This is a genomic window from Cupriavidus sp. SHE, from assembly GCF_000812445.1.
Taxonomy (GTDB): Bacteria; Pseudomonadota; Gammaproteobacteria; order Burkholderiales; family Burkholderiaceae; genus Cupriavidus; species Cupriavidus metallidurans.
In genome coordinates this window covers 37,158-61,478 of sequence record NZ_JWMB01000047.1, presented here as the reverse complement: position 1 = coordinate 61,478, position 24,321 = coordinate 37,158, and the positions used below count along the sequence as shown (strand labels likewise).

Genomic DNA, 24,321 nt, shown 5'->3' with positions numbered 1-24,321 from the left:
CCAACCCTTAACACACCATCGCACCTACAGGAGATGACTGATGGCTATCACGCTGCCCGCGGGCATGAAGATTACCGGCGAGATTCTGCCGGCTTATGAAGACATCCTGACGCCGGAAGCCCTGGCCCTGGTCGACAAGCTGCACCGTGCCTTCGAGGCCCGCCGTCAGGAACTGCTGGCCGCGCGCGTGGCGCGCACCAAGCGCCTCGACGCCGGCGAACTGCCCGACTTCCTGCCGGAAACCAAGAGCATCCGCGAAGGTGACTGGAAGGTTGCGCCGGTGCCGAAGGCGCTGGAATGCCGCCGCGTGGAAATCACCGGTCCGGTCGAAGCCAAGATGGTGATCAACGCCTTCAACTCGGGCGCTGACAGCTACATGACCGACTTCGAGGACTCCAACACCCCGAACTGGCACAACCAGATGCAGGGTCAGGTGAACCTGAAGTCCGCCGTGCGCCGCACGCTGACGCTGGACAGCAACGGCAAGCACTACAAGCTCAACGACAAGATCGCCACGCTGCAGGTGCGTCCGCGCGGCTGGCACCTGGACGAGAAGCACGTCACGATCGACGGCAAGCGCGTCTCGGGCGGCATCTTCGACTTCGCGCTGTTCCTGTTCCACAACGCCAAGGAGCAGATTGCCCGCGGCGCCGGCCCGTTCTTCTACCTGCCGAAGATGGAAAGCCATCTGGAAGCGCGTCTGTGGAACGACATCTTCGTGATGGCGCAGAACGAAATCGGTCTGCCGCAAGGCACGGTCAAGGCCACTGTGCTGATCGAGACGATCCTGGCCGCGTTCGAGATGGAAGAAATCCTGTACGAACTGCGCGACCACAGCGCTGGCCTGAACGCCGGCCGTTGGGACTACATCTTCTCGTGCATCAAGAAGTTCAAGGTCGACAAGAACTTCTGCCTGGCTGATCGCGCCAAGGTGACGATGACCTCGCCGTTCATGCGCGCCTACGCGCTGCTGCTGCTGAAGACCTGCCACAAGCGCGGCGCGCCTGCAATCGGCGGCATGAGCGCGCTGATCCCGATCAAGAACGATCCGGAGAAGAACGCCATCGCCATGCAGGGCATCATCGGCGACAAGCGCCGTGACGCCACCGACGGCTACGACGGCGGCTGGGTGGCCCACCCGGGTCTGGTCGAGCCGGCAATGAAGGAATTCGTGGACGTGCTGGGCGACCGCCCGAACCAGTTCGACAAGCAACGTCCGGACGTCGAAGTGAAGGGTGCCGACCTGCTGAACTTCCAGCCGGAAGCGCCGATCACCGAAGCCGGCCTGCGCATGAACATCAACGTCGGCATCCACTACCTGGGCGCCTGGCTGGCTGGCAATGGCTGCGTGCCGATCCACAACCTGATGGAAGACGCCGCCACCGCCGAGATCTCGCGCTCGCAGGTGTGGCAGTGGATCCGCTCGCCGAAGGGCAAGCTGGAAGACGGCCGCAAGGTGACCGCCGAGATGGTGCGCGCGCTGATTCCGGAAGAGCTGGCCAAGGTCCGCGAAGTGGTGGGCGCAGGCGCCACGTACGACCGTGCCGCGCAGATCTTCGAGCAGATGTCGACTTCGGAAGACTTTGCCGAATTCCTGACGCTGCCGCTGTACGAAGAAGTCTGAGTCCGGGCGTCAGCCTGAAAAAAATCCCACGGTGATGAGCCGTGGGATTTTTTTTGCCGCCGTGACTGGATAAGAGCATCGCGGTGGGGGCGTGGCCATGGCCAGCGCCCGCTCAGCGCTCCGCGTTGGCGCCATAGCCATCGCCTTTCCACTCGATGAAGCAGAGTCCGTGTCCGAATGGGTCGGACAGCATGGCCTGCCGGCCCCAGTCGAAATCACGCGGCCAGTCTTCCAGTTCCGCTCCTGCGCCGAGCGCGCGCTCGATCGCCGGTTCCAGCGATTCGACCACGAAATCCAGATGCACCGGCGTCCAGTGGCGGGCGTAGTCGCGCCGGCTGTCGCTTCGCGTGGTGGCGAATGTGCCGGGCGGTTTTGCCAGCAGAAAGACCGGCGCGCAGGCGCCGTGCATTTCCGCCACCGTGCCGTCGAAGAGGGTGCGGGCGAGCCGCATCCCCAGTCCTGTCTCATAGAAGCCGATGCCGCGTTCGAGGTCATCGACGTCGATGTTGATCAACAACTCCATGCCTGCCTCCTGAGCGCCTTCTGGGCGATGTTTCCGGTGCCGGGGCCATGTCGGCGGCCGCTCCTGACGGCTCCTGACTCCATGCCGGTACCGGGCGAGCATTGTGCGCCCAGGCTCCTGACAAAAGCTGTCAGGAGTGATGCGCGAATGCCCACCCGCGATCGACCCGATCCGGGTCAAAAGCCACCGACGTTGGCACGCGAGAGGCCTCATAATACGGACATTCACGATTGGGAGAATAAAGTTGCGTTTCGAGCACCTGGTGGAGATCAATGACCCGGCCAACCCCACGCTGGAGCCGCTGACCGCGGACCAACTCTGGCAGGGACTGGTGTTGCGCGCGGAGTCGCCAGAGTTGTTCATGCTCGGGCTGGACCGGGCAGAGATCGTGGAACGGGGTGACGGCTGGATCGAGCGCGTGCTGCATTTCGGTCAGGCCAACATACGCGACCGGGTCGTATTCGAGCCGCGCCGCGCCGTGCGGTACGAATCGGCAGCCACAGTCGAGCATGCGGGCGGCACGCTGACCATGATCATCGAGACCCCGGGGCCGGGCGCGTTGCTGGTGCGTTTCATCTACGAGACCACGATGCCGAACGTCGACGCTAGCGGCGATGACCGCTACGCCGAGATCGTCAAATCCGCCTACCACGAGGCCGACCTCGACACCGTGCGCAAGATCCGGGAGATCGCCGCGACGGGGCAGCTCGGGTGAAGCGCGAATCCACCGCGCCGGCAGGTACTGGCAGCGGGGAATCCGGAGGCGGCAACCACGGCGGTGGCGGCGGAGGGCCGCGCCGCGGTGGGCCCACGCGCGCGCAACTGCGCGCGCGCTATGGCGATCGCCTGCGCTGGCTGATCCTGTTGACGTTGATGCTTGGCACGGTGTCCTCCATCGTGTCGTCGACCATCGTCAATGTCGCCATTCCAGACCTGAGCCGGCATTTCCTGCTCGGCCAGGAGCGCGCCCAATGGGTGGCGGCCAGCTTCATGATCGCCATGACGCTGTCGATGCTGCTCACCCCTTGGCTGCTGAATCGATATGGCCTGCGCAGGACCTTCATCGGCGCGCTCGCGCTGCTTGGTGCGGGCGGCCTGATAGGTGGTGTCGCGCCCACCTTCGGCGTGATGCTGGCGATGCGTGTGGCCGAAGGCGTCGCGGCGGGCATCATGCAGCCGCTGCCCAATATCTTCATCCTGCGTGTGTTCGACGAACGCGAGCAGGGCAAAGCACTGTCGCTGTTCGGCTTCGGTGTGGTGCTGGCGCCGGCCGTCGGGCCCAGCGTGGGCGGCTTTCTCGTCGAGACATTCGGCTGGCGCTCGATCTTCTTCGTGGTGGTGCCGCTGACGCTGATCGCCCTGGCGATGGCGCGCCGCTTCATGGCGGTGGACTCCGCGATGATGGGTGAGCGCAAGCCGCTGGACTGGCGCGGCCTGATGCTGGTCGGCGTGGCGACTGTCAGCCTGCTCAACGGGCTGGTGGAGATGCGCGGCGACGTGCATTCCGGGATTGGACTGGTCGCCCTGGGCGTGGTCATGCTTGCTGGATTCGTGTTCTGGCAACTGCGCGCGCCGTATCCGCTGATGAACATGCGGCTGTACAGCTACCGGCAGTTCTCGGCCGGCGCCATCGTGGCGTTCATTTACGGGGCGGGGCTGTTTGGCTCCACGTACCTGCTGCCGGTCTACATGCAGATGGCGCTGTCCTATACGCCGTCGGCCGCGGGCATCGTGCTGATGCCGGCTGGCGTTGCGCTGGCGGTGACGATTGCCGTGGCCGGGCGCCTGACCAGCCGGGTCCCGCCGCACCGGCAGGTGTCGTTCGGGCTGGCGCTGCTTGCGGGGTCGTTCCTGCTCATGGCCACCGGGTCGACGGCTACGCCATACCTGCTGCTGGTCTTATATGCGGTGATCGGCCGGATCGGCCTGGGCTGCGTCCTGCCCTCGCTGACGATGGGCTCGATGCGCGGGGTGGATTTCTCCATGATCGCGCAGGGCTCGAGCTGCATCAACTTCGTGCGGCAACTGGGCGGGGCGATCGGCGTGAGTCTGGCTGGAGTGGGGCTGCAATGGCGCCTTGCCGAACACGGTGCCGTGCTTGGCAAGGGTGGTGACGTGGCGGCACAAGCCGCGCGCATCCAGGCTTTCGATGAGACTTTCCTGGCCGTGGGCGTGGTGATTGCCACGGCCATCCTGGCCGCCTGGCGCATCCGCCCGCGGCCAGTGCCGGCTGATTGATCAGCTTGATCAGCTGGCCTTGCCTTCGAGCAGGTCGGTCACGAGTTCGATGTACTTCTGCATCGCTTCCTCGCGGCCGGTGCCCTTGAGGGCTTCCCAGGCCTCGAACTTGTAGCGGCCCACGAAGTCGGTCATGCCCGGCTTGTCGCCGTGGGCATCGCCTTCGGCGCCTTGCTTGTACAGCGCGTACAGACGCAGCAGCGTCATGTTGTTGGGACGCTCGCTCAGCGTCTTGACGTCGATCTGGGCCTGGTCGAAACGGGTCTGCAGGTCGCTCATGAATATCTCCGGTAGGGCGGTGGATCAGTACAGTCTGCGATGATAAGCGGCGGCGTCGGCTGTATCAGCGCAAAAAAACCGAGGAACCGCTCGGTTGCGCCGGTTGGCGGATGGCCGAAGCGATGCTGTTCGCAAGGCTGCCACCGGGCGTCGGCGCCTTACAGCTTTGGCCCGGCAACGGATACAATCGCGCCATGTCCTGGATTCTTGCTGTCGAAACCTCCACTGAGTGGTGTTCCGTCGCACTCGGACGCGCCGGAGCAGACGGTGCTATCGAGTGTTTCTCCCGTCATGAGCATACCGGCGCGCGGTCGTCGTCGCGCGTGCTGCCGGCCGTGGGCGAAGTGCTGGCCGAGGCCGGTATCCGCCTGGCCGATTGCGCCGCTATTGCCTTTGGTGCCGGCCCCGGTTCGTTCACGGGCCTGCGCACGGCCTGCGGTGTCACGCAAGGCCTGGCGTTTGGCGCCGGGCTGCCGGTCATTCCCGTCAATGTGTTGATGGCCTGCGCGGAAAGTGCGCGTGCGGGCACGCCGTTGTTGCCCGCCGGCACGGCGGTGCTAGTCGCGCTGGATGCGCGCATGGACGAAGCCTATGCCGCCGCGTTCCGCTGGGAAGATGCTGCCAACGAATGGCGCATGGACGGCGACATGCAGGTTGTCGCGCCGGAGGCCGTGACGCGGCCCGACGGCGATTTCTGGATCGCGGGCAACGCGGCGCAGGTGTTCGGCGAGCGGCTGGCCGTCGCGGCCCAGGCAGGGCGCGTGGTGCCGGAGGCCATGCCTGACGCACGCGCCATGGTAACGATCGGCCTGCGCGCGCTGGCGCGCGGCGAGACCATCGACGCCGCGGATGCCATGCCGTTCTACGTACGCGACAAGGTCGCCCAGACCATCGCCGAGCGCGAGGCGGTTGCCGCCGCCAAGGCCGCCGCGGCAAAAGTTGGAGATGCAGCGTGAGTGTCGCCATCGCGCCGGTTCCCGATCAGCCCATCTGGCCGGAGACCCCGACCATGCCGGCGCTGCCCGCGGGCTGGGCGCTGGATCGGATGAGCGCGCTGGACGTGGAGGCGGTGGCTGAAATCGAACAACGGGCCTTCAGCCATCCCTGGACACGCGGTAACTTCGAGAATTCGCTCAAGGCCGGTCATCTCGGGCTGACCTTGCGCGATCCGTCGACGGCGCTGATTGGCTACGTCATGCTGATGCCAGTGGTCGACGAGATGCACCTGCTCAACATCACCATCGATCCGGCGTTCCAGCGGCATGGCTATGGCCGGTTGCTGCTGGGCATCGCGCTGGCTACCACGCACGCTCACCAGCTTCATACCATGCTGCTGGAGGTTCGCCCGTCGAATACCGGTGCGCTGGCGCTGTACATGGAGGCCGGGTTCGTGGAAATTGGCCGCCGCAAGGGCTACTACCCGGCCACGGCGCTCGGGCGCGAGGACGCGCTGGTGCTGCGTCGCGACTGGTCGGCGGACCCGTCGGCGGCATTGTCGACCGAGGAGGGTACGGTATGAACCGTCGGGCCATGTTCCTCGAGGTGCTTGGCATCCCGGCCGAGTGGGTGCCTCGCAGGGCGTCGGAAGCCACTGAACTTGCTCAGGCCGAAGTCGCCGAAATAGCTGAAGAGGTCGCCGTTGTCGAGCGCCCGTCGGCGGAGCCCGCGCAGGTTGCGGTGTCTTTACCCGTTGCGCCGCGTTTGGCGGACGTCGCCGAAGTTGCCGCCGTCGCCGATGTCGCTGATGTCGCGGAAATCGCTGACATTGGCAAACCTGCCGCGGCACCGGATACCGTGCACGCCGTCAACGAGGCGGAGGTCGCGGAAACGATCGAAGCCTTCGATGCCCCTGGCCCAGCCCATGCGGTGGAAGTGCCGGTGCCGATCGCACTGGCGCCGGCGCAGGATGGCCGGGAAGCGTCGATTGCCACGATGGACTGGCCGGTGCTGGCCGACAGCGTGGCCGGATGCACGGCCTGTGGCTTGTGCTCGACGCGCACGAACACCGTGTTTGGTGTCGGTGATCAGCAGGCCGAATGGATGCTGGTCGGCGAGGCGCCTGGCGAGAACGAGGACCTGCAAGGCGAGCCGTTCGTCGGCCAGGCTGGCAAGCTGCTCGACAACATGCTGGGGGCCCTGGGCCTGGCGCGTGGCCGCAACGTCTATATCGCCAACGTACTCAAATGCCGTCCGCCCGGCAATCGCAATCCCGAGCAGGGTGAAGTGGCGCAATGCGAACCGTATCTGAAGCGCCAGATCGCGCTGATCAAGCCGAAGGTGATCGTGGTTCTGGGCCGCTTCGCGGCGCAGTCGCTGCTGCGTTCCACCACGCCGATCGGCAAGCTGCGCGGCGCGGTGCATAGCTATGAGGGCATCCCGGTGGTGGTGACCTATCACCCGGCCTATCTGCTGCGCACGCTGACCGACAAGGCACGCGCCTGGGAAGATCTTTGCCTGGCCCGCGAGGTACACGATCGTGCGGGAGCTCAAGCCTGATCTCGCGCAGGGCATCGCCCCGGGCGGGCCGGCACTGACCGGCGCCGACGGGCAGACGCCGCTTTGGCGGCGCGCGCCGTCGCAGCGTACCCGCGATCTGGCGTGGAGTTCCTTGTCAACGCCGCTGCTTTCCCGGCTGCCGGATGGGGCCGATGTTGTGCGCGTGGCGCAATGGCCAGCCGGTGTGCGCGCCGCATGGCAGGACTGGCTGGCCCAGGCCGATCCGTCCACGCTCCCCGAGACCATCACCGAACTGAGCCACCACGCGGATGCCAACGAGGGTCGCAGCCTCCGGCTGGGCCGCCATGCCGAACGGTTGCTGCACTTCGCCTTGGACCATGCGCCGGGCATTGAACTGCTGGCCGCCAACGTGCCGATCCGCCGCGCCAATGGGCATGGCGTGCAGACGCTCGGCGAACTCGACGTCGTCTGGCGCGATCCCGCCGTCATGGAAACCGTGCATTGGGAAATGGCGGCCAAGTTCTATTTGATGGTCGATGGCATCGAGGACCGGTGGCTCGACCTTCGCGCGTTTGTCGGGCCGAATCTCGTAGATCGGCTGGGCGACAAGCTTGACCATATCGTGCGCCGGCAATTGCCGCTGGGCCGCACCGCAGAGGCGAAGGCCGCGCTCGGCCATGCGATCGACCGGAGCGAGGTCTATCTGCTGGGCTGGCTGTTCTATCGGGAAGGGGTGACGCCGCCGGGGCTGGATGTGCTGGGTATCGCCCCCGATCACCAGCGTGGCTGGTGGTCCACGCTGGATGCCTGGATGGGCCGTGCGTCGGAGCGGGCAGGTCAGGGGAGTGGCGCGGCGCGCTGGTGCCGCCTGCAGCGTGCAGACTGGCTGTCTGGCGCGCGCGTGCCGGAGGCCGAAACCGAATCAGCGGAAGTGCTTCATGCGGTGCTGACGGAACGCTTTACCGACGCGCATCCGGACCACGGCTGGCGGCGTGATGCGCCTGTCATGGTTTGTGAACTGGAGCCCGCCGGGACCGATCAGCCCGGTATTTGGGTGGAGCGTTCGCGCGGCTTCGTCGTGCCGCCCGGCTGGGAAGCGCGCGCCATCGAACGGGCGCGCAGGGATTGACTGGGGCGGGGCGGTGGTCCCCGCCAGCAGGGCTGCGGGCCCCGTCTGGGTCAGTGGTGCTTGTCCTCGCCGATCATCGCCAGCGAGTTGTAGATCTTCACATTGTGCTTGTGCAGGCGCATGACCAGCAGCATGGTCGCGCAGATGAACAGGCCCAGCGCCACGATCACGAACCCGATCGGCACATTCAGTTTGATCAGCAGCGCGTACAGGCACAGCATCAGCAGCACCGACACATTCTCGTTGAAGTTCTGTACCGCGATCGAGTGACCCGCCGAGAGCAGCACGTGGCCGCGGTGCTGCAGCAGCGCGTTCATCGGCACCACGAAATAGCCGGACATCGCGCCGACGATCATCAGGAACACGTAGGCGATGGCCATGTACAGCGGCATGTGCAGGCCGAACAGGTCCAGCGTCACATCCGGAATGGTGTCCTTGGTATAGAACGCCATGATCATCACCGTCACGCCCATGGCCACGCCAAACGGCAGCACGGACAGCGACTTGCGCAGCGGAATCCTTGCCGCAGCCATGATCGCGCCCACGGCCACGCCCACGGCCACTACGGCTTGCAGCAGCGCGCCCTGCGACAGGTTCAGGCCGAGTGACTTTTCCGCCCATTTGAGCACGATGAACTGCAGCGTGGCGCCCACGCCCCAGAACAGGGTGGTGACCGCCAGCGAGATCTGGCCGAGCTTGTCGCGCCAGAGCGCGATAAAGCAGTCGCCGAACTCCGCGATCAGCTTGACCGGGTTCTTCTCCTGCTGGGGATAGCGGGCGCCGGTGTCCGGAATGAACAGGTTGAAAATCGACGCGATCACGTAGAAGAACATGATCACCACCATCGCCGCTTCGGCCGGCGTATTGATGCCGGTGTCGATGTACGGCATGTCGAAGTGCAGCAGAATGGTGGAGACGTGAACCGAGATCAGCGCGCCGCCCACTACGGTGCCCAGGATGATCGAGCCCACGGTGAGGCCTTCGATCCACCCGTTCGCCATGACCAGTTTCTCGGGGGGCAGCAGTTCGGTCAGGATGCCGTACTTGGCCGGCGAATAGGCCGCTGCACCGAACCCGACGATCCCGTAGGCCAGCAGCGGGTGCAGCCCGAACATCATGATGGCGCACCCGACTATCTTGATCGTGTTGGTGATCGCCATAACCTTGCCCTTGGGCATCGAGTCCGCGAAGGCGCCCACAAAGGCAGCCAGCACCACATAGGACAGCACGAAGAACAGCTTGAGCAGCGGAGTCATCCACTGCGGGGAATGCAATTCAGTGAGAAGGGCAATGGCGGCAATGAGCAGCGCATTGTCGGCCAGCGACGAAAAAAACTGCGCGGCCATGATCGTGTAGAAACCCTTCTTCATACCTTCGACTTTGTCTCCATCGCGGAAGCCCGCCTGGGCGGACAAATGCCCGCCAGCAGGCAGCGCCGCGGCTTGCAGGGAACCTGTCGCTCCAGCTTTGTCAAAGTGGGGCGGTTTCGCAACATTCGCGTGTTTTGCCGCCTGCCTGACCGTCATTGACATATTGCTTCTCTTTTAAAACATTGCCGGAGCGTCCGGCTTTATATCACGAAACCGCGACATTTCAGCACACAGGGAAACGCGCATTGGACAGCATGTCGCCGCTTGGATTCCCGGAATTTTCGTCCGATTGTGTTCAAATATCGACTGCGCGATGCGAGAGCCGCAGGCCGGCGTTTCTGCCGGCCATCCACCACCGCCCGGTGTCCCCATCAACGCACGAATCCCGCAGGTTGCTGACCGGGTCTTCCCTGAAATGGTGCAAGACCGATCTGGCAGCCGGCCCAAGTTGTTTATTCCATGCCACGACCCATTCAAGCCGTCATCCACCAGCCCGCGCTGGCCAACAATCTTGAGGTGGTGCGTCGCCAAGCACCCGCATCCCGCATCTGGGCGGTGGTCAAGGCCAACGCCTACGGCCACGGCATCCGCCGAGTCTTTGCCGGCCTCAAGGCCGCCGACGGGTTTGGCCTGCTCGATCTCTCGGAAGCCGTGCTGTTGCGCGACCTTGGGTGGCAGGGCCCGATCCTGCTGCTCGAAGGCATCTTCCAGGCGCAGGATGTACCGCTGCTCGAGCAATACCGCCTGACCACCGCCGTGCACTGCGAGGAGCAGTTGCGGATGCTTGAGCTGGCCCGCCCCAAGGGGCCGCTGGCGATCCAGCTCAAGCTGAATACCGGCATGAACCGCCTGGGCTTCCGTCCGGCGCAGTACCGCGCCGCCTGGGAACGGGCCCGGACCATGTCCTGCATCGGCAGCATCGTCCACATGACGCACTTTTCCGATGCCGACAGCCAGCGCGGCATTGCGCATCAGGTGGAAGCCTTCGAAGCCGCCACGGCCAACCTGCCGGGGGAGGTCAGCATGGCCAACTCGGCCGCCGTGCTCTGGCATCCGCAGGCACACCACAACTGGGTGCGCCCCGGCATCATCCTCTACGGCGGATCGCCCACGGGGGTGTCGTCCGATATCGCAGAGACCGGGCTGCAACCGGCGATGTCTCTCCATAGCGAGCTGATCGGCATACAGGATCTGCAACCAGGCGATACGGTCGGCTATGGCTCCATGTTTACCGCCGACCGCGCGATGCGGGTCGGGGTGGTGGCGTGCGGCTACGCCGACGGCTACCCACGCCACGCGGTGGGCTGGGGCGAGCGCCGCGCGCCGGTGCTGGTCGACGGCGTGCGCACGCAATTGGTGGGGCGGGTGTCGATGGACATGATCTGCGTCGACCTGACCCCCTGCCCGAAGGCCAAGGTAGGCACGCCGGTCACGCTCTGGGGCCATGGTCTGCCAATCGACGACGTGGCCGCCGCCAGCGGCACGGTTGGCTATGAACTAATGTGCGCGCTGGCGCCGCGCGTGCCGACTTCCGTTGCCACGTTGACCACCGCCGACGCCGTATAAATGGCCAAGACCAAGACGGTATACACATGCACCGAGTGCGGTGGCACCACGCCGCGATGGGCGGGCCAGTGCCCACAGTGCAACGCCTGGAACACGCTGGTGGAAACGGTCGCGGATTCGGGGTCGTCCGCGGCACGCCGTTTCCAGCCGCTGGCGACGTCCGCTGTGGTGCGCAAGCTGTCGGAGATCGAGGCGGCCGATGTGCCACGCTTCTCGACCGGTATCGACGAATTCGACCGCGTGCTTGGCGGCGGCCTGGTGGCGGGTGGGGTGGTGCTGATCGGCGGGGACCCCGGCATCGGTAAATCGACCCTGCTGCTGCAGACGCTGGCCAACCTGTCGGCCAGCCGGCGCGTGCTCTATGTGAGCGGCGAGGAATCCGCCGCCCAGATCGCGCTGCGCGCCCATCGCCTGGGCGTGGAGGCCGCCACGCTCGGCCTGCTGCCCGAGATTCAGTTGGAGAAGATCCAGGCCACGCTCGAGGCCGACAAGCCCGAGGTGGCCGTGATCGACTCGATCCAGACGGTTTACTCGGAGGCGCTGACGTCCGCGCCGGGCTCCGTGGCCCAGGTACGCGAATGCGCGGCGCAACTGACGCGGATCGCCAAGAGTACCGGCATCACGATCATCCTGGTCGGCCACGTGACCAAGGAAGGCAGCCTGGCCGGCCCGCGCGTGCTCGAACACATCGTGGACACGGTGCTGTACTTCGAGGGGGACACCCATTCCTCGCACCGCTTGATCCGGGCGTTCAAGAACCGCTTCGGCGCGGTCAACGAACTCGGTGTATTCGCGATGACCGAGCGCGGCCTGCGCGGCATCAGCAATCCGTCGGCGCTGTTTCTTTCCCAGCATGAGGAGCAGGTGGCCGGTTCCTGTGTGCTGGTGACCCAGGAGGGCACGCGGCCATTGCTGGTCGAAGTGCAGGCGCTGGTCGACACCGCCAACGTGCCGAATCCGCGCCGGCTGGCCGTGGGCCTGGAACAGAACCGGCTGGCGATGCTGCTGGCCGTGCTGCATCGTCACGCGGGCATCGCGTGCTTCGACCAGGACGTCTTCCTGAACGCGGTGGGAGGGGTCAAGATCACCGAGCCGGCCGCCGACCTGGCCGTGCTGCTGTCGATCCATTCGTCGATGCGCAACAAGCCGCTGCCTCGCGGCCTGGTGGTGTTCGGCGAGGTGGGCCTGGCGGGAGAAATCCGCCCGAGCCCGCGCGGACAGGAGCGGCTCAAGGAAGCCGCCAAGCTTGGCTTCACGATGGCGGTGATCCCAAAGGCCAACGCGCCCAAGCAGCGGATCGATGGACTGGAGGTCATCGCGGTGGACCGGCTGGAACAGGCCATCGACCGGGTCAGGCATCTGGACTGACGTGGAAGGAAAAAAAGCCCCGCCGAAGCGGGGCTTTTTCATTGGCGCCGTCGCTGGCGCCTGCGCTGCCGGATCAGCGGTAGGTACCCACCACCCGCACGAACTTCTGGGTATCGTCGCCCGTGGTCGAGCGGAGTTCGACGGTGCGCTGGTCTCCGGCCGAAGCGAAGGTCGGGAACGTTGCGCCGTTGCAGCTAACGAACGCGCTGGAGCCCTGCTTGGCGGTGCTGACCGTGACGGAGCGCTGCAGGTACGACGGCACGTTGGTCTGGATGAACGTGCGATCGCCTGCTGCGGGCGCGGGCGCAACTGCGGCGGCGAACTGGCGGCCGAAGGCGAGGGCGCGGTCCACGGGCTCGGCGTTCTGTGTCCAGTTCACATCGACCGTGGTCTGGGCGCCGGTCTTGCCGCCGCCCGTCGTCACGAAATCAAGGCTGCCTTCCGCGATCTCGTTCCAGGTCTGGCGCGCGATGACAGACGGCATCAGCACGCCGCCCGACGACGTCACGGTGAACGAGTCGTCCGGCGAGGCCGGCAGAGCGGTCTTGTAGGACAGATCGTTGTTCAGATACCAGACGTCGAACGTGTAGCTGGCGAAGGTCGGGATCGCGGCGATGTCGTTGTCGGACAGCGGCGCCGACGCATAGGTGTTGGCGCCCGAACTCAGCGACGACCAAGTCAGCGCGTCTCCAGCTTTCAGCGGCGTCGCGGCCAGCACCACGGTGCTGCTGGACTGTCCTGAACTGCCGATGACCGCGTTGGGCGCCACGGGGTCGTTGGCGGCATACGTCAGCGAGCCGTTCAGGTTCTGGATCACGAGGTTGGCGCTTGAGCCGCATACGCGCGAACGGGCCAGCACGACACCCGCGCTGGGCAGGCCGGGGCCCGTGACGCGCACGAGCTGCGCCTTGTAGCCGAGGCCGGTCTGCGGATTTAGCAACACGCGCAGACTGGTTTCATAGCGCGAAGCGATGCCCGCACCCGGATTGCGCTCGATCACCTTGCTGATGCGGCGCGTGACGGCAGCTTCGTACTGGCGCTGGTTGCCGGTCATCGTCCACGTGCCGGCGCGGTTGGTCACGCGGCGGGTGAACTGCGACGTGCTGCCGTCGGCACGCACGAACGGGAAGCGCACGAATGCCGTGGCCTCGCCGCTATCGGCCTTGCCGTTGAACAGCACGACCGGGGCCTGGAAGACGGCGCCGTTCATGTCGGTCGACGAGAACAGGGCGGAGAAATCGACGGCTGCCGAATAGCTGTTGTTCAGATAGTCGCTGGCGAATGCCGGCGCGCACGCCGTGAGCAGCGCGGTGGCGCTGGCACGTGCGGCCGGCGCGGCGGCGAAGCAGGCTTGCAGGTTCGCGCGGATTGCTTCGAACGTGCGGGCATTGGTTGAGGCCGTTGGCGTGGGCAGCGCGGCGGGCGGCTTGGTCAATGCGCTGGCGTCGAGCACGGCTTCCGGAATGGAACCGCCCGTGAGTTGCGCCCCCCGGGATGCCAGCTTGACGCCGTTGGCGGTCAGGGTCACGTGGACGAGGTCGATGACCGCGTCGGCGCCCTGGCCCTCGGTGGTGAGCGGGGTGGAGACCGGGTCGAAGCTTCCGGCGTTCATTCCGGCGCTGGTAGCGACATTGGCCAGCACGGCACGCAGGGCGGCCGTGGCTTGCTGCACGCCGGCGCTGCTGACCTTGCTGTTGAGCGCGCTGGCGCTGGTCAGGTCAACCGGATTGCCGCCGGCGAGCAATGCCGCAAGCGCGGTGGTCAGCGGTGTTACGTTGGCCGTGACCGTGGAGCCGCTCGCGGGTTTGGTTGGCAGCACGGACACATAGGTCACGGTCTCGCCACCGGCCGTGCCGGTTGCCAGCAGGGCGAACGGCGCGCGGAAGCCGGATACGTCGAAGCTGTACCGTCCGTTTGCGTCGGCGAGGCGGGTGCCGACGGTCTTGCCATCGGCATCGAACATGGTGACCTGCGCGCCGCCCATGAATGCACCGGATGCCGCAGTGCCTTGCACCGTCGCGGCTGGCTGGCTGCCGCCGCCATTGCTGCCACCGTTGCTGCCGCTATCGCCGCCACCACCACATGCCGCCATCACCGCAACCGTCATGACGCCGAGCACGGGCGTCCAGATGCGCGAGCCACGCCCGCGCAACGTCTCTTGAATTCCCATTTGATTTGATTTCCCTGAGTACCGGATGGCGAGTCCGGCTGTCTTATTGGATTTCTTGCGTTCGCCGATCCGAGAGGATATTCACGTGACGATGATGCTGTTCCCCACTTTGGTGGGGTGTGGCGAGTGCGACACAAAGGCCGGCCACGCTTGACGGCGGACCATGCGCGGGCACCTGGTCAATGCCGAATCGGGTCGATGCGGCAATCCGCCACAGCTGCCGGCGAGGCCGGTTGCCGGGGCGCAATGGGGATATCGATGAAAATGGGTAATAATCGCGTCGAAGCAAATTCGCACCCAATGCCCATGCAAGCCAATTCCCGAACCTATTTCCTGCTGATCGCCATCGTCTCCTTTGCGATGGTCGGTGCCGCGCTGTATATGCAGTACGCGGAGAACCTGCAACCGTGCCCGCTCTGCATCATGCAGCGCTTCGCATTCATTGGTATCGGTATCTTTTCGTTGCTGGCGGTCATCGCGCAGAACACGCGCACGCTTTGGCAGGGCCTGGGGATGCTTTCCGGCGTGGGCGGCATTGCCGTGGCGGGCTACCAGGTGGCGTTGTTGATGAACCCGAAGGCGTCCTGCGGCATCGACCCGCTGGAGAACTGGGTCAACTCGCTGCCCACGGCCAAGCTGCTGCCGCAGGTGTTCTATTCGGATGGTCTGTGCACGGCACCCACGCCGCCCATCCTGGGCCTTTCGATTCCGGCGTGGTCGCTGATCTGGCTGCTGATTCTGACGCTGACGCTTGCCGTCGGGCTGATTCGCCGCGAGAAGCATTTCCGCTGAGCGGCGTGGTTTTTGGCCATCGTGGCCCTCTTGCCCCCTTTCCCGCGTGCGTGAGAGGGGTGCAAGCTTCAGGTCGATTGAGTTGCCTCAGGCGATCTGCTCGATCTGCTCCTGCAGTTCGAGCCAGCGTTCCTCCAGTTGTTCGAGTTCGCCGGTGACTTCGCCCTGGCGCTTGAGCATGTCCTTCAGCTTCGTCTTGTTGGCGTCGTCGTAGCTCGACGCGTCGGCCATGAACGTGTCGATCGTGGTCTTGTCGGCTTGTAGCACCGACATCCGCTTTTCCACCTTTTCCAGTTCCTTCGTCAGCGGCTTGCGCAGTACCGACAGGCGCTGGCGCTCGTCAGCTTCTGCGCGGCGCTGGTCCTTCCGGTTGACCACGGGCGCGGCTTCGGCGGCGTGCGCGGCCGTGGCCGCGTTGCGCTTGGCGGCCGCCTGTTGCAGCAGCCAGTCGCGGTAGTCGTCCAGATCGCCATCGAACGGGCGGATCGTGCCCTCGGCCACGAGCATGAACTGGTCCGAGGTGGCGCGCAGCAGATGTCGGTCGTGCGAGACCAGGATCAGCGTGCCTTCGAACTGGGCCAGCGCCATCGTCAGCGCTTCGCGGGTGTCGAGGTCCAGGTGGTTGGTCGGTTCGTCAAGCAGCAGCAGATTCGGCTTTTGCCAGACGATCAGGGACAGCGCCAGCCGGGCCTTCTCGCCGCCCGAGAACGGTTCGATCGGCGACGTCGCCATGTCACCGCGGAAATTGAAGCTGCCCAGGAAGTCGCGCAGTTCTTGCTCGCGCACGTCCGGCGCCAGCCGCGCCAGATGCTGGAGCGGCGAATCGTGGTCGCGCAGCGTTTCCAGCTGGTGCTGGGCGAAGTAGCCGATCACGAGACCCTTGCCCAGCCGGACGGTGCCGTTCAGCGGCGCCTGCGTGCCGGCCAGCGTCTTCACCAGCGTCGACTTGCCCTGGCCGTTCGCGCCCAGCAGACCGATGCGCTGGCCGTTCTGGATCGACAGTGCAAGGTTGTGCAGGATCGTGACGGGCGGGTCGGCCTCGGCATAGCCGCAGTCCACACCTTCCAGCACCATCATCGGGTTCGGCGCCGAATCGGGCTCGCGGAACTCGAAAGCGAAGCCGGCTGCCACGTGCACCGGCGCCAGCCGCTCCATCTTTTCCAGCGCCTTCACCCGGCTTTGCGCCTGGCGTGCCTTGGTGGCCTTGGCCTTGAAGCGGTTGATGAACGACTCCAGGTGCGCGATTTCCTTCTGCTGGCGCGCGTAGGCCGACTGCTGCTGCGCCATCTGCTGCAGCCGCATCGTTTCGAACTGCGTGTAGTTGCCGCCGTAACGCTTCAGTTGCTGGTTCTCGATATGCACCGTGACGTTGCAGATCGCGTCGAGGAATTCGCGATCGTGCGAGATCATCACCAGCGTGCCGGGGTAGCGCGCAAGCCAGTCTTCGAGCCAGACGATGGCGTCGAGGTCCAGGTGGTTGGTCGGTTCGTCAAGCAGCAGCAGGTCCGACGGGCACATCAGCGCCTGCGCCAGGTTCAGGCGCATTCGCCAGCCGCCCGAGAACGATGCCACGGGCTGCGACACCTGCGGCAGCGTGAAGCCCAAGCCCAGCAACAGCGCTTCCGCGCGCGCGGCGGCGGTGTAGCCGTCGGCGTCGGCATAGGCTGCATGGGCTTCGCCTTCGGCTGAGCCATCGCCGCTGGCTTGGGCGGCGGCGATCCGAGCCTCGATCTCGCGCAGGCGGGCATCGCCATCGACCACATAGTCCACGGCGGAGCGGGCTACCGCGGGCGTCTCCTGCGCCACATGGGCAATGCGCCACTGGGCGGGCAGGAAGACGTCGCCGCCATCGGCGTGCAGTTCGCCGCGCAGCATGGAAAACAGCGTGGACTTGCCACTGCCGTTGGCGCCGACAAGGCCGACGCGCTCGCCCGGGTTGAGCGTCACGCTGGTGTGGTCGAACAGCACCTTGGTGCCGCGCTGGAGGACAAGCTGGTCGATTCGGATCACGGAGGAGACGGGAGGCTAAAGCTGGAAACGGTTTTTCGGCAGGCCGGCATTGTATCGCGCCGGCATCTAAAGACTGTCGCTGCTGGCTATGTTCGGCCGCTTGTTCTGAGGGATTACCCCTAATCGGCCACTTTTCACTCTCCTGGTACGGCAATTGCGTGTAAATTTATTTACATAGACGGCTGCACCGGGAAAGTGCTTTTTCATCAAAGCGCGATGCCGGTCCTGGTGCGCCAATCATTGTTTCGCGCTGATTCGCGCGGTTTTGAATGGATCCTGTAGTCCCGAGATGCCAGACGGCCAGCTAATTTCCGAGCGTATTGCACGCGCCTTGCCAACGTTGACGCCCGCGCACCAGCGCATGGCGCAGTACGTCCTGGAGAACCCGTTCCGCGCCGCCACGATGCGGATCGACGAGTTCGCCACGGCCGTGGACGTATCGGTGGCTACGGCCAACCGTTTTGCGCGCGCGCTGGGATTCGAAGGCTATCCGCAGTTCCGCACCGAACTCGTACGCGGCTTCGAGGCCACGCTGGCCCCGGTGGAGCGATTGCGCGACGAACTGGCGCGCCCCACCACGGCGGCGGAGGTGTTCGCGGCCTCGCTCGAGGACGGCATCCGTAACCTGGAAGCCACGCGTCGCGCGCTGGACCCCGAAGCCTGCGAGCGTGCGGTGTCGGCGATCCTGGAGGCGGAACGTGTCTACGTGATGGGTTTTGGCGCCAGCGGATTCCTGGCCGGGCTGCTGCAGCACGGTCTGGAGATGCATTGCCGCATGGTCACGTCGGTGTCCAATTCGGGTGGCGCATCCCATGCGGGACGGCAACTGTTTAAGCTGCAACCGCAGGATCTGGTCATCGCCATCGCCTTTCCGCGCTACGTGACTGACACGATCATGCTGGCCCAGCGCGTCAAGGAGCACGGTGGCCGATTGATGGCACTGACCGATGGCCCGGCATCGCCGCTGGCACCGCTGGCTGACTACACGCTCTACGCCAATACTGGATACCGGTTCTCCGCCAATTCCGATGCCACGGTTCTGGCGCTGATCGAGGCGCTGTGCGGCGCCGTGGCGCACCGGTCCGCGCGGTCGGTCAAGGCGGCCGCCGAAATGACCGAATTCCTGCTGCCCTGGCTTCACGGCGCGCCTGACGCGCGTGGTGGCCGGATAGCCCCGAAATCATCCGACTGATCCCCGACCGAAGTAGAAGGACCCCATGCCTCAAGCTGTTATCGCCATCCACGGTGGCGCGGGCACGATCACCCGTGCCGCGATGAATGCCGAGCGCGAACGCGAGTACGCCGCCGCGCTCGAGCAGGTACTGCTCGCTGGTCAGCGCGTGCTGGCCGACGGCGGCAGCGCGCTCGACGCGGTCACCGAAGCGGTGCGCCTGCTCGAAGACTGTCCGCTGTTCAACGCCGGCCGGGGTGCCGTGCTGACCCATGCCGGCACTTTCGAACTCGACGCGGCAATCATGGATGGCCAGACGCTGGGCGCCGGCGCCGTGGCCTGCGTCAAGCGCTTGCGCAACCCGGTGCTGGCCGCGCGTGCCGTGCTGGAACGCAGCGAGCATGTGCTGTTTGCCGCCGAGGGCGCCGAGGCGTTTGCCGAAGCCCAGGGGCTGGAACTGGTCGGGCCCGAGTACTACTTCACGCAGGCCCGCCACGATCAATGGGTGCGCGCGCAAGCCAGCACCGGCATGGCGCTGCTCGACCACGACGCGGCTGCACTGGCCGCCAGGGCGGGGGCTGCCGATCCGATCGATCCCGACAACAAGTTCGGCACGGTTGGCGCGGTGGCCTGCGATGCCGCTGGCAACCTCGCTGCGGCCACGTCGACCGGCGGCGTCACCAACAAGCAGGTGGGCCGCGTGGGCGATACCCCGATCGTTGGGGCCGGCTGCTACGCGGACGATGTCGCGGCAGTCTCGGCCACGGGCACGGGCGAGATGTTCATCCGCACCGTGGCCGCGTTCGACGTCTCGGCGCAAATGCGCTACGCCGGGCTGTCGCTCGAGGAATCGGCGCGCCGGGTGGTGATGGAAAAGCTTCCCGCGATTGGCGGCCGCGGCGGCCTGATCGCGGTGGACCGTGCGGGCAACGTCACGCTGCCGTTCAACACGGAAGGCATGTACCGAGGCGTGGCGCGCGTTGGCGCGCCGGCCACTGTCTGGATCTACGGCTGATATGGCGAAGACCGTTTCGAAACAAGGCATCGTGCTGCCGCCCGAACGCGTGGTGGCCGTCGACAACCTCACCGTGCGCTTCGCCACCTCGGAGCGTACCGTCGAGGCCGTGCGCAACCTGTCGTTCCATGTCGACCGTGGCGAAACGCTGGCCGTGGTTGGCGAGTCGGGCTCGGGCAAGTCGGTGACGTCGCTGGCGTTGATGCGCCTGGTGGAGCACGGCGGCGGCAAGATCGCCAATGGCGCCATGGCGCTGCGCCGGCGCAATGGTGAGGTGCTCGATCTGGCCAATGCCGGCGAATCGACGTTGCGCAAGGTGCGCGGCGCGGATGTGGCGATGATCTTCCAGGAGCCGATGACCTCACTGAACCCGGTGTTTCCGGTCGGCGAGCAGATCGCGGAGTCGATTCGCCTGCACCAGGGCAAGAACAAGGCCGCGGCCCGTGCCGAGGCGCTGCGTATGCTGGAACTGGTGCGCATTCCGGAAGCACGACGCGTGCTCGACCGCTTCCCGCATCAGCTCTCGGGCGGCATGCGGCAGCGCGTAATGATCGCGATGGCGCTGTCCTGCAAGCCGGGTTTGCTGATCGCGGACGAGCCGACCACTGCGCTCGACGTGACGATCCAGGCTGAGATCCTGCAGCTCATCCGCAATCTCCAGGCGGAGATGAACATGGGCGTGGTTTTCATCACGCACGATATGGGCGTGGTGGCCGAGGTGGCCGATCGTGTGCTGGTGATGTACCGGGGCGAAAAGGTGGAGGAGGGCACGTCAGACCAGGTGTTCCACGCGCCGGCCCATCCGTACACGCGCGCGCTGCTGTCGGCCGTGCCGAAGCTTGGCGCGATGGCCGGCACCGATCTGCCGGCCCGTTTCCCGCTGGTGCAGATGAGCGATACCGACAAGGTGGTCGAGGAAGCGCCGCAGGACACCATTCCGGCAGGCGCGGCGCCGATCCTGCGCGTACGCGACCTGGTGACGCGCTTCGATGTGCCAGGCGGTCTGTTCGGCAAGGTCACGCGCCGCGTTCACGCGGTGGAGCAGGTCAGCTTCGATCTCTACCCGGGAGAGACGCTGGCGCTGGTTGGCGAGTCGGGCTGCGGCAAGTCGACCACGGGGCGTTCGCTGTTGCGGCTGGTCGATTCGCAGAGCGGCACGATCGAGTTCGCAGGCCAGAACATCAGCCAGATGCAGGGGCCGGCGCTTCAGGCGCTGCGCCGCAATATCCAGTTCATCTTCCAGGACCCGTTTGCGTCGCTGGACCCGCGTGTGCCGGTCGGCTACTCGATCATGGAGCCGCTGCTGGTGCACAAGGTGGCCAGCGGCAAGGAAGCCGAGGCGCGAGTTGCCTGGCTGCTCGAAAAGGTGGGCCTGACCGCCGCGCACGCATCGCGCTATCCGCACGAGTTCTCGGGCGGCCAGCGCCAACGGATCTGCATCGCGCGCGCCCTGGCGCTGAACCCGAAGGTGGTCGTCGCTGACGAGTCGGTGTCGGCGCTCGACGTGTCGATCCAGGCGCAGATCGTCAACCTGATGCTCGGCCTGCAGCGCGAGCTGGGCGTGGCCTTCCTGTTCATCTCGCACGACATGGCCGTGGTGGAGCGCGTAAGCCACCGCGTGGCCGTGATGTATCTGGGCCAGATTGTCGAGATTGGCCCGCGTCGCGCCATCTTCGAGAACCCGCAGCACCCGTACACGAAGAAGCTGATGTCGGCGGTGCCAATCGCCGATCCTGCCCGACGCCACATGAAGCGCGAACCGCTTTCCGACGAGATTCCCAGCCCGATCCGCGCGGTTGGCGACGAGCCAGTGGTCCAGCCGCTGGTTGCCGTGGCCGGCAGTGGCGCGCACGGACATTACGTAGCCCGGCACGCCGTCGGCGGCGCCTACTGAAGTTCGTTTTCCTCAAGGAGAAGTGAAGATGTCTGACCGCAAGGTTTCGTTCCGCCTGATGGCAGGCGCCACCGTAGTGGGCGCCATGGGCATGATGGCCGCCGCGCCGGCATTCGCCGCCAAGGACGCGGTGATGGCCGTGTACTCCACCTTCACCACGCTGGACCCGTACGACGCGAACGACACGCTGTCGCAGGCGGCGGTGAAGTCGTTCTACCAGGGCCTGTTCGGCTTCGACAAGGACATGAAGCTGGTCAACGTGCTGGCCGAGAGCTACGACGTCAGCAAGGATGGCCTGGTCTACACGATCAAGCTCAAGAAGGGCGTGAAGTTCCACGACGGCACCACGTTCGACGCGACCGCCGTCAAGGCCAATCTGGACCGCGTGACCGATCCGGCCAACAAGCTCAAGCGCTACACGCTGTTCAACCGTGTGGCCAAGACCGACGTGGTGGACCCGAACACGGTGCGCATCACGCTCAAGGAGCCGTTCTCGCCGTTCATCAACGTGCTGGCCCACCCGTCGGCGGTGATGATCAGCCCGACCGCGCTGAAGAAGTACGGCAAGGAGATTGCCTTCCACCCCGTGGGCACCGGTCCGTTCGAGTTCGTGGAATGGAAGCAGACCGATTACCTGAAGGGCAAGAAGTTCGCGGGCTACTGGAAGACCGGCTATCCGAAGATCGACACGATCACCTGGAAGCCCGTGGTCGACAACAACACGCGCTCGGCCGTGATGCAGACCGGCGAGGCCGACTTCGCGTTCAGCATTCCGTTCGAGCAGGCCGCGGTGCTCAAGGCCAGCCCGAAGGTGGACTTGATCGACGGGCCGTCGATCATTCAGCGCTACCTGTCGCTGAACACGATGGTCAAGCCGTTCAACGACCCCAAGGTGCGCCAGGCGATCAACTACGCGATCAACAAGGAGGCGCTGGCCAAGGTGGCGTTCGCCGGATACGCCGTACCGTCGGCCGGCGTGGTGCCTCCGGGCGTGGACTACGCCGAGAAGCTGGGCCCGTGGCCGTACAACCCGGCCAAGGCGCGCGAACTGCTCAAGGAAGCCGGCTACCCGAACGGCTTCGAAACCACGCTGTGGTCGGCCTATAACCACACCACCGCGCAGAAGGTGATCCAGTTCGTGCAGCAGCAACTGCAGCAGGTGGGCATCAAGGCGCAGGTGCTGGCACTGGAAGCTGGCCAGCGCGTGGAACGCGTGGAGTCCGTGGCCAAGCCCGAGGACGCCGGCGTGCGCATGTACTACGTGGGCTGGTCGTCGTCGACCGGTGAGTCGGACTGGGCGCTGCGTCCGCTGCTGGCTTCGGAAGCGATGCCGCCGAAGCTGCTGAACACGGCCTACTACAAGAACGACCAGGTCGATGCCGATATCGCCAACGCGCTGCGCACGACCGATCGCGCCGAGAAGGCCAAGCTCTACAAGGACGCCCAGGAACAAATCTGGAAGGACGCGCCGTGGGCCTTCCTGGTGACCGAGAAGGTGCTGTACGCGCGTTCGAAGCGCCTGACTGGTGCCTACGTGATGCCCGACGGCTCGTTCAACTTCGACGAGATCGATATCAAGCAGTAAGCGGTTGGCATGTCTTCGGTGTTTGCCCCTCCCCCATGCATGGTGAGAGGGGCTAGTACCGCAGTAAAGCAGTAACGCAGTAAGAGTGGTTGCAAGTCGCGGTATCGCAGTACCAATAACAAGCTGTATGCAGTAAGCCGTGTGGCTGCCTGCCCGTATACGCGGGGTTGAGGGCGGGCGGCCGGCGGTCCTCAATTTTCCGTTGCCTGATGCTGAACTACTTCCTTAAACGACTTCTGGGCGTGATACCCACCATGCTGATCGTGGCGGTGCTGGTATTCCTGTTCGTCCATCTGCTGCCCGGCGATCCGGCGCGGCTGGCCGCGGGCCCGGAGGCCGACGCGGACACCGTGGAACTCGTGCGCAAGGACCTCGGGCTCGATCGCCCGATGCCGGAGCAGTTCGTGCGTTACTTCTCGAACGCCCTGCGGGGGGACTTCGGTACCTCGCTGCGCACCAAGCGGCCCGTTTCGGAAGAAATCGGCGATCGCTTCCTGCCCACGTTGTACCTGACGATCGCGTCGATGGCCTGGGCCGTCATCTTCGGCATGACCATCGGCATCTGCTCCGCCGTGTGGCGGAATCAGTGGCCGGACCGCCTGGGCATGACGCTGGCGGTGTCGGGTATCTCGTTCCCGGCCTTCGCGCTGGGGATGCTGCTGATGGAAGTGTTTTCGGTGCAGCTCGGCTGGCTGCCGTCGATCGGCGCCGATAGCTGGAAGCACTACATCCTGCCGTCGCTGACGCTCGGCGCGGCCGTGGCCGCCGTGATGGCGCGATTCACGCGCGCATCGTTCATCGAGGTGCTGCAGGAGGACTTCGTCCGTACCGCACGCGCCAAGGGCGTGCGCGAGACCGTGGTCGTGATCAAGCATACGCTGCGCAACGCAATGATTCCCGTCGTGACGATGATGGGCCTGCAGTTCGGCTTTCTGCTGGGCGGCTCGATCCTCGTCGAGAAGGTGTTCAACTGGCCCGGCCTCGGCCGCCTGCTGGTGGATGCCGTGGAGATGCGCGACTACCCGGTGATCCAGGCCGAGGTGCTGCTGTTCTCGCTCGAATTCATCCTGATCAACCTGGTGGTGGACGTGCTGTACACCGTGATCAACCCCACCATCCGCTACAAATAA

20 protein-coding genes are annotated in these 24,321 nt (G+C 65.5%); 15 read left to right on the top strand and 5 right to left on the bottom strand.

The genetic code is table 11. The annotated features are described in order from the left end of the window. Positions 1–40 precede the first annotated feature (40 nt). On the top strand, positions 41–1,624 hold the full coding sequence (aceB, locus tag RN01_RS21985) for a malate synthase A (RefSeq protein ID WP_017512550.1): 1,584 nt from the start codon (positions 41–43) through the stop codon (positions 1,622–1,624). Positions 1,625–1,736: 112 nt separating this feature from the next. Here the strand turns inward: aceB and RN01_RS21980 are convergent, their stop codons facing one another. Continuing rightward, positions 1,737–2,147: a VOC family protein gene (locus tag RN01_RS21980; protein ID WP_008649113.1), complete on the bottom strand. Its 411-nt coding sequence runs from the start codon at positions 2,145–2,147 to the stop codon at positions 1,737–1,739. A 244-nt stretch (positions 2,148–2,391) separates the two neighbouring features. Between RN01_RS21980 and RN01_RS21975 the strand changes: the two genes are divergently transcribed. Together RN01_RS21975 and RN01_RS21970 are read left to right on the top strand one after the other, a co-directional pair. Beyond that, the gene (locus RN01_RS21975; protein WP_017512549.1) at positions 2,392–2,862 is read left to right on the top strand and encodes an SRPBCC family protein; all 471 of its coding nucleotides are present in this window, start codon (positions 2,392–2,394) and stop codon (positions 2,860–2,862) included. A 107-nt stretch (positions 2,863–2,969) separates the two neighbouring features. After that, positions 2,970–4,385, top strand: coding sequence for a DHA2 family efflux MFS transporter permease subunit (locus tag RN01_RS21970; protein WP_223277345.1), 1,416 nt, complete (start codon positions 2,970–2,972; stop codon positions 4,383–4,385). Positions 4,386–4,394: 9 nt separating this feature from the next. Here RN01_RS21970 and RN01_RS21965 read toward each other — a convergent pair whose 3' ends face one another. Then, complete coding sequence (locus RN01_RS21965; RefSeq protein ID WP_008649110.1) at positions 4,395–4,664, bottom strand: acyl-CoA-binding protein; 270 nt, start codon at positions 4,662–4,664, stop codon at positions 4,395–4,397. Positions 4,665–4,858: 194 nt separating this feature from the next. Between RN01_RS21965 and tsaB the strand changes: the two genes are divergently transcribed. From tsaB to RN01_RS21945, 4 genes are read left to right on the top strand one after another with little or no spacing between them, the layout of a single operon-like run. After that, positions 4,859–5,620, top strand: coding sequence for a tRNA (adenosine(37)-N6)-threonylcarbamoyltransferase complex dimerization subunit type 1 TsaB (tsaB, locus tag RN01_RS21960; RefSeq protein ID WP_024570881.1), 762 nt, complete (start codon positions 4,859–4,861; stop codon positions 5,618–5,620). Beyond that, positions 5,617–6,183 (top strand): ribosomal protein S18-alanine N-acetyltransferase, encoded by a 567-nt coding sequence (gene rimI / locus RN01_RS21955; protein WP_017512546.1) that lies wholly within the window; start codon positions 5,617–5,619, stop codon positions 6,181–6,183. The genes tsaB and rimI overlap by 4 nt, the downstream gene beginning before the upstream one ends. Then, complete coding sequence (locus RN01_RS21950; RefSeq protein WP_024570880.1) at positions 6,180–7,160, top strand: uracil-DNA glycosylase family protein; 981 nt, start codon at positions 6,180–6,182, stop codon at positions 7,158–7,160. Before rimI ends, RN01_RS21950 begins: the two co-directional genes overlap by 4 nt. Then, on the top strand, positions 7,141–8,250 hold the full coding sequence (locus RN01_RS21945; RefSeq protein WP_024570879.1) for a DUF1853 family protein: 1,110 nt from the start codon (positions 7,141–7,143) through the stop codon (positions 8,248–8,250). The genes RN01_RS21950 and RN01_RS21945 overlap by 20 nt, the downstream gene beginning before the upstream one ends. A gap of 50 nt (positions 8,251–8,300) precedes the next feature. Here the strand turns inward: RN01_RS21945 and lplT are convergent, their stop codons facing one another. Next, complete coding sequence (gene lplT, locus RN01_RS21940; RefSeq protein WP_024570878.1) at positions 8,301–9,620, bottom strand: lysophospholipid transporter LplT; 1,320 nt, start codon at positions 9,618–9,620, stop codon at positions 8,301–8,303. A gap of 459 nt (positions 9,621–10,079) precedes the next feature. On the opposite strand from lplT, the gene alr reads away from it, so the two are divergent. Both alr and radA read left to right on the top strand, forming a co-directional pair. Next, positions 10,080–11,186 (top strand): alanine racemase, encoded by a 1,107-nt coding sequence (gene alr, locus RN01_RS21935; RefSeq protein WP_024570877.1) that lies wholly within the window; start codon positions 10,080–10,082, stop codon positions 11,184–11,186. Further along, positions 11,187–12,554: a DNA repair protein RadA gene (gene radA, locus RN01_RS21930; RefSeq protein ID WP_008649103.1), complete on the top strand. Its 1,368-nt coding sequence runs from the start codon at positions 11,187–11,189 to the stop codon at positions 12,552–12,554. Between the two features lie 73 nt (positions 12,555–12,627). Here the strand turns inward: radA and RN01_RS21925 are convergent, their stop codons facing one another. Next, positions 12,628–14,724 carry a hypothetical protein gene (locus RN01_RS21925; RefSeq protein WP_024570876.1) on the bottom strand — a complete coding sequence of 699 codons (2,097 nt, stop codon included), beginning with the start codon at positions 14,722–14,724 and terminating at the stop codon, positions 12,628–12,630. Positions 14,725–15,030: 306 nt separating this feature from the next. Here RN01_RS21925 and RN01_RS21920 point away from each other — a divergent pair, with 306 nt between their 5' ends. Then, positions 15,031–15,516 (top strand): disulfide bond formation protein B, encoded by a 486-nt coding sequence (locus RN01_RS21920; RefSeq protein WP_008649101.1) that lies wholly within the window; start codon positions 15,031–15,033, stop codon positions 15,514–15,516. Positions 15,517–15,603: 87 nt separating this feature from the next. Here the strand turns inward: RN01_RS21920 and RN01_RS21915 are convergent, their stop codons facing one another. Beyond that, complete coding sequence (locus RN01_RS21915) at positions 15,604–17,526, bottom strand: ATP-binding cassette domain-containing protein (protein ID WP_024570875.1); 1,923 nt, start codon at positions 17,524–17,526, stop codon at positions 15,604–15,606. Between the two features lie 289 nt (positions 17,527–17,815). On the opposite strand from RN01_RS21915, the gene RN01_RS21910 reads away from it, so the two are divergent. The 5 genes from RN01_RS21910 to gsiC all read left to right on the top strand — a co-directional run bounded on the left by RN01_RS21910 (position 17,816) and on the right by gsiC (position 24,321). Continuing rightward, positions 17,816–18,718 carry a MurR/RpiR family transcriptional regulator gene (locus RN01_RS21910; protein ID WP_017514467.1) on the top strand — a complete coding sequence of 301 codons (903 nt, stop codon included), beginning with the start codon at positions 17,816–17,818 and terminating at the stop codon, positions 18,716–18,718. Positions 18,719–18,743: 25 nt separating this feature from the next. Continuing rightward, complete coding sequence (locus RN01_RS21905; RefSeq protein WP_017514466.1) at positions 18,744–19,712, top strand: isoaspartyl peptidase/L-asparaginase family protein; 969 nt, start codon at positions 18,744–18,746, stop codon at positions 19,710–19,712. A 1-nt stretch (position 19,713) separates the two neighbouring features. Beyond that, positions 19,714–21,606 (top strand): dipeptide ABC transporter ATP-binding protein, encoded by a 1,893-nt coding sequence (locus RN01_RS21900; RefSeq protein WP_017514465.1) that lies wholly within the window; start codon positions 19,714–19,716, stop codon positions 21,604–21,606. A 58-nt stretch (positions 21,607–21,664) separates the two neighbouring features. Next, positions 21,665–23,191, top strand: a complete 1,527-nt coding sequence (gene gsiB, locus RN01_RS21895; protein WP_369799882.1) for a glutathione ABC transporter substrate-binding protein GsiB — start codon at positions 21,665–21,667, stop codon at positions 23,189–23,191. A 209-nt stretch (positions 23,192–23,400) separates the two neighbouring features. After that, positions 23,401–24,321 (top strand): glutathione ABC transporter permease GsiC, encoded by a 921-nt coding sequence (gene gsiC / locus RN01_RS21890; RefSeq protein WP_024570873.1) that lies wholly within the window; start codon positions 23,401–23,403, stop codon positions 24,319–24,321.

Coding starts and splice junctions, on each gene's coding strand:
- aceB (WP_017512550.1), top strand. CDS start 41: ATGGCTATCACGCTGCCCGCGGGCATGAAGATTACCGGCGAGATTCTG.
- RN01_RS21980 (WP_008649113.1), bottom strand. CDS start 2,147: ATGGAGTTGTTGATCAACATCGACGTCGATGACCTCGAACGCGGCATC.
- RN01_RS21965 (WP_008649110.1), bottom strand. CDS start 4,664: ATGAGCGACCTGCAGACCCGTTTCGACCAGGCCCAGATCGACGTCAAG.
- tsaB (WP_024570881.1), top strand. CDS start 4,859: ATGTCCTGGATTCTTGCTGTCGAAACCTCCACTGAGTGGTGTTCCGTC.
- RN01_RS21950 (WP_024570880.1), top strand. CDS start 6,180: ATGAACCGTCGGGCCATGTTCCTCGAGGTGCTTGGCATCCCGGCCGAG.
- lplT (WP_024570878.1), bottom strand. CDS start 9,620: ATGAAGAAGGGTTTCTACACGATCATGGCCGCGCAGTTTTTTTCGTCG.
- alr (WP_024570877.1), top strand. CDS start 10,080: ATGCCACGACCCATTCAAGCCGTCATCCACCAGCCCGCGCTGGCCAAC.
- radA (WP_008649103.1), top strand. CDS start 11,187: ATGGCCAAGACCAAGACGGTATACACATGCACCGAGTGCGGTGGCACC.
- RN01_RS21925 (WP_024570876.1), bottom strand. CDS start 14,724: ATGGGAATTCAAGAGACGTTGCGCGGGCGTGGCTCGCGCATCTGGACG.
- RN01_RS21920 (WP_008649101.1), top strand. CDS start 15,031: ATGCAAGCCAATTCCCGAACCTATTTCCTGCTGATCGCCATCGTCTCC.
- RN01_RS21910 (WP_017514467.1), top strand. CDS start 17,816: ATGCCAGACGGCCAGCTAATTTCCGAGCGTATTGCACGCGCCTTGCCA.
- RN01_RS21905 (WP_017514466.1), top strand. CDS start 18,744: ATGCCTCAAGCTGTTATCGCCATCCACGGTGGCGCGGGCACGATCACC.
- RN01_RS21900 (WP_017514465.1), top strand. CDS start 19,714: ATGGCGAAGACCGTTTCGAAACAAGGCATCGTGCTGCCGCCCGAACGC.
- gsiB (WP_369799882.1), top strand. CDS start 21,665: ATGGCAGGCGCCACCGTAGTGGGCGCCATGGGCATGATGGCCGCCGCG.
- gsiC (WP_024570873.1), top strand. CDS start 23,401: ATGCTGAACTACTTCCTTAAACGACTTCTGGGCGTGATACCCACCATG.